Source organism: Flaviflexus sp., from assembly GCF_041440645.1.
In the GTDB taxonomy this organism is placed as follows: domain Bacteria; phylum Actinomycetota; class Actinomycetes; order Actinomycetales; family Actinomycetaceae; genus Flaviflexus.
On sequence record NZ_JASDVN010000047.1, the window covers coordinates 1 to 1024 of the forward strand.

Annotated in this window: 1 protein-coding gene; it reads left to right on the top strand. The window is 57.4% G+C overall.

Translation table 11 applies throughout. The features are described 5' to 3' along the window. Positions 1 to 131 precede the first annotated feature (131 nt). A complete protein-coding gene (locus tag QMB98_RS06470) occupies positions 132 to 917 on the top strand; it encodes a MerR family transcriptional regulator (RefSeq protein ID WP_371684867.1) in 786 nt (261 codons plus the stop codon). The last annotated feature ends 107 nt before the right edge of the window (positions 918 to 1024 follow it).

A 1024-nucleotide genomic window follows, 5' to 3' on the forward strand; every position in this document is an offset into this window, starting at 1 on the left:
GACCCCACCATCCCCAACTTCGAAATCAAAGAAAACCTGCCAACTACTTGACGCAGGACACCTTTCTCCCAGGGGATTGGGAACCGGGCAATAATTCATGGATCGACTGAGGCATGCGAGAGGATAGGGGCATGACGACACGAACAGTTGGGCAGGTTGCTGAACTCGTGGGAGTGAGCGTAAGGACGCTTCACCACTGGGATGAGCTTGGAGTAGTCGTGCCAAGTGAGCGCAGTAGCGCCGACTATCGGCTCTACAAGGAGGCCGACATCAAGCGGCTTCACCAGGTGCTTCTGTACCGCGAGTCCGGCATGCCACTCAGCGTCATCAAGCAACTCCTCGACGATGCCTCAGTCAACGAGAAGGAACACCTCCTTCAACAACGAGACCTTCTGAAGAAGAGGATCTCCCAGTTGCAGGGGAACGTGGCCGCTATCGAACAACTCATCAGGATGAACATCATGGGAAAGAAGATCAGCGCGGAAGAGCGCGCCAAGATCCTGGGCGACGGTTGGGATCCCGCCTGGGAGGAAGAAGCGGAAGAACGCTGGGGACACACGGAGGACTGGAAACGCTCCCAGAACCGAGTGTCCACCATGGACCGCGAAGACTGGATGCAGGCGAACCGGAACGTCTCCATGCTCGAATCGACTCTGGCCGAAGCCTTCCAGGAGGGCATCGAGCCGGGAACGGAACGGGCGAACGAGCTCGCTGAAATGCACCGAGACTGGCTCACGTCCTACACGGATGCAAGCCACTCCAAGCAGGTCCTCATGGCCCGCCTCTACACGGAAGACGAGCGTTTCGCGGCCTACTACAACGACCGCGTCGATGGTCTTGCCGAGTGGTTACGAGACGTCATCGAAGCCAATGCGATCGCAAACGGTATCGACCTCGACAACGTCCAGTGGCAATAAGTAACCCGAAGGAAAGCTAGCTGCCCAAGGAAACGGTCGTGAGAGATTGCCCCGAGGTGGAGTAAGCAGGAATTCCGGTAAGCATGGTTGTGGGCCCAAGCAAAAGC